Source organism: Lishizhenia sp. (assembly GCF_057456495.1).
Genome location: NZ_JBVCPV010000265.1, coordinates 1 through 3,037, shown reverse-complemented (window position 1 = coordinate 3,037; position 3,037 = coordinate 1). Strand labels below are relative to the sequence as shown.

1 protein-coding gene and 1 pseudogene are annotated in these 3,037 nt (G+C 38.3%); both read right to left on the bottom strand.

Annotation, left to right across the window (positions count from 1 at the left end; genetic code table 11):
- Positions 1-1,047: FAD:protein FMN transferase (locus AC22ZQ_RS13800; RefSeq protein ID WP_318959346.1), on the bottom strand; the 1,047-nt coding region annotated here is incomplete at its 3' end.
- Positions 1,022-3,037: pseudogene (locus AC22ZQ_RS13795) on the bottom strand (hypothetical protein); the annotation flags it as partial. The gene AC22ZQ_RS13800 and the pseudogene AC22ZQ_RS13795, both read right to left, overlap by 26 nt.

Here is a 3,037-nt window from a genome sequence, read left to right as displayed (position 1 = left end):
TAACAAACCTTCTTCATTTTGAAAGAGTAGATACACTTCAAGATTTAACTCAGGATGTGAAGACACAAACTCTAAAGTAGCCTCTTTGCCCATCACCATAAAAGCCGTTGCATAGGCGTCTGCCGTAGCACAATCATCTGCCATTACCGTAGCACTTAATAAATTATGTTTAACAGAATAACCTGTTTTAGGATCTATGGTATGTGAGTACTTTCTTCCGTCAACCACGAAATATTTGCGGTAATTACCCGATGTAGCCAATGCCTTATTCTCTACTGAAATGGCGTTTTCCAAACTTCTTTGGTTCAATCCATCATTGGTATCAGAAGGAACATCAATTCCAATTACCCAAGGTTTACCTTCCTTATTCACACCTTTGGTTCTAAGCTCTCCACCTATTTCTATGAAGTAATTTTCTTGACCTTTTTCATCTAAAAATTCTGCAACCACGTCTACTGAATAACCTTGAGCAATCGCATTAAAATCGAAACAAAAACGCGGGTCATTTTTTATAATACTATCTGCACGAAAGCTATAAAGATGATTGGGTTGGAAAGAAATAAATTGCAAACAACTATCTACTTCTTTTTGACTCAAAACAAGGTTAGAATCTTTAAAGAATCCCCAAGCCTTCACCATAGGAAATACAGAAGGATCGAAAGCCCCGTTCGTAGTTTTATAGATCTCAATACTCTTATTAAAACAAGGGGTAAAATATGCATTTTCCGGGATCCTCATTCCCGCAGGACTAGCATTCACTTTTGAGATTAGAGAAGCTTCTAAATACCCTGATAGCTCAGCATCAAAACCTGTGAATATGCTTTCTATTTCATAGGTAGAAAGTAGCAAACTATCATCACTTGTTTTTATTTGAAAGGTAGAGCCCTGGGTATACCCCTGAATTTCCTGTTTGTTTATTTGCGTAGAAAATGAATTATCTTCAAACTGCTGATCCTGATCACCTTCCTTAACTTCAGGGGTAGAACAAGCCGAAGCTAACATAAGTGTTAGCAGAAAAATACTAGAAGTGTTTAACCAATTTACCATTGTCTGTTTCTTTATCCCAAACAATACTTGTTATTTGAGATCCATTTTTCGAATATGAAGTACCGTAAGTCGTTTGAATTCTCATATAAACATCTCCTCGACCATCTTTCACAACAATTCGACGGGTTACAATTTTTATAGGTAAGCCTTCGCTATCTCTTCTAACAAAAGATTGCTGGGTTACACCTTCTGGAAATTCTTCTCCTAAAGCATTGGCTACTGTTTCATTAAACTTCGTAGAATTGTTTTCTATACCATCCAAATAAGCTTGAGCATTCTGATTATTTTCTTTTCCTGCATTAGAGCGTTCTTCAGAAGCTGTTTTAGCTAAATCTACCGACTGAGTTACGGCGTCATTTACCTTTTGAGCATTTTCGTTTTGCTGCGCATTGTTCTGTTCAGACTGGTTACTTTGCTCTTCTATTTTCTGTGTAGTTTCTGCTTCTAAACGCTTATCTTCTTCACGTTTTAAGGCCTCAGCTCTCTGCACTGCTCCCTCCTTCTCCTCTACCAATTGTTGTTTTCCTTGGTGTAGAATTTCTTGTTCTTTACTTTTATCTGAAACCGCCTCACGGGACCCTTCAATGAGTTGCTCCGTTTTTATTTCTTCTTGCTTCTCATTATCTAAATCTGTCGCTTGTTTCGCTGCCAAGGCAGTCTCCCTTTGGTCTACTTCCGCCACAACTTCCTGACGCATCAAATCACCTTCTTTTTCTTTTTCAGAACGTTCAGCTTGCGCATTCTCGGCAATTTCATTGGTGCGTTCTATCACTTGGTTTTGTGCTGCTGCTTCTTTCTCCCTTTCTGCTTGAGCTATCTTTTCTTGCTCCTCTGCAATAAGTGCTTTCGCTTCTAAAATAGCTTGTTGGTCTACAGAATTTTCGTATTGGGTAACCTCTTGTTCATTTACTTTTTCCAATAACTTTTGAGCTGCAACAACCTCAGCTTGTGCATCTCCACTTTCTGCTTGGTCTGCTAACTCATCTTGAATGAAGTCATAAGTTACTTGCGTTCTATCCGCATTCTCGGCCAAATCTTTTAACTCCCTAGCTTTTGCAATTTCCTCTTCTTCTTCTAAATCAACAGCTAAATTTTGCAGATCCTTTTCTTTCTCTTTGTTTACCTCTGCAACTTCCGATTGGGTAGCGTCTATATCTTCTTGTGTTCTTAAATTTTCAGCATCCTCAAATACCTTCTCTTGCTCTCTTTTGTTGGCTATATCGTCTTCTCTTTGTTTCACCAACTCAACGCCCTCTAAACGTCTCTGTTCAGCTTGCTCCACATCTTCTGCTAAGTCTTCTTTCAGTTCTTCAGATTTCTCCAAAGTTTGCTGTCTCTCCTCTGCATCTGTAAGCGCCAATTGATTCGGTAACTCCTCTGTTTTATCAATTTCCTCACTTAATTCATTTCTTCTATTTTGCTCCCTTTGTTTTTCGGCTTCAAGCAATAATTTTGCTCCTTCAGCAATAGAAATATCTTCTTCAGTTCCCAAATTTTCTAGCGGACCAGATGCTTCAGTAACGGGATTCAATTTAGCCTCTATTTCGTCCAATTTCTTTTTTGGGTATCCATCACGAGGGTTCAAAGCATTTGCACGTGTATACAATTCTTTTGCCTTTGTCCAATTCTCTTGCTTAAAGTAATTATCTGCCGTTGTGATTAACTTCTGGTAATTCGCTTCTTTTTCTGCAGCAACTTGATCTCTTAATTGATTGTCAATATCATCCAATTTCTCTTTAGCGTAACGATCGTTTTTCTTGTACTTCAAAGCCTCCTGATAATTCAACTTTGCATCTGTAAGTTGACCTTCATTGTAGAGTGCATCAGCCTTAGATATTGCTTTTTTATACTTCTCTTGAATAGCTTTATTCGCTGCATCTTTCGCTTCCTGATTGTCGATAATCTGCTGAGCTTCGGCGATTCTATCTTTGGCCTTCTGATTTTCTGCATCTAACGTCAATACCTTCTCATACAAGGAAATCGATTCTTC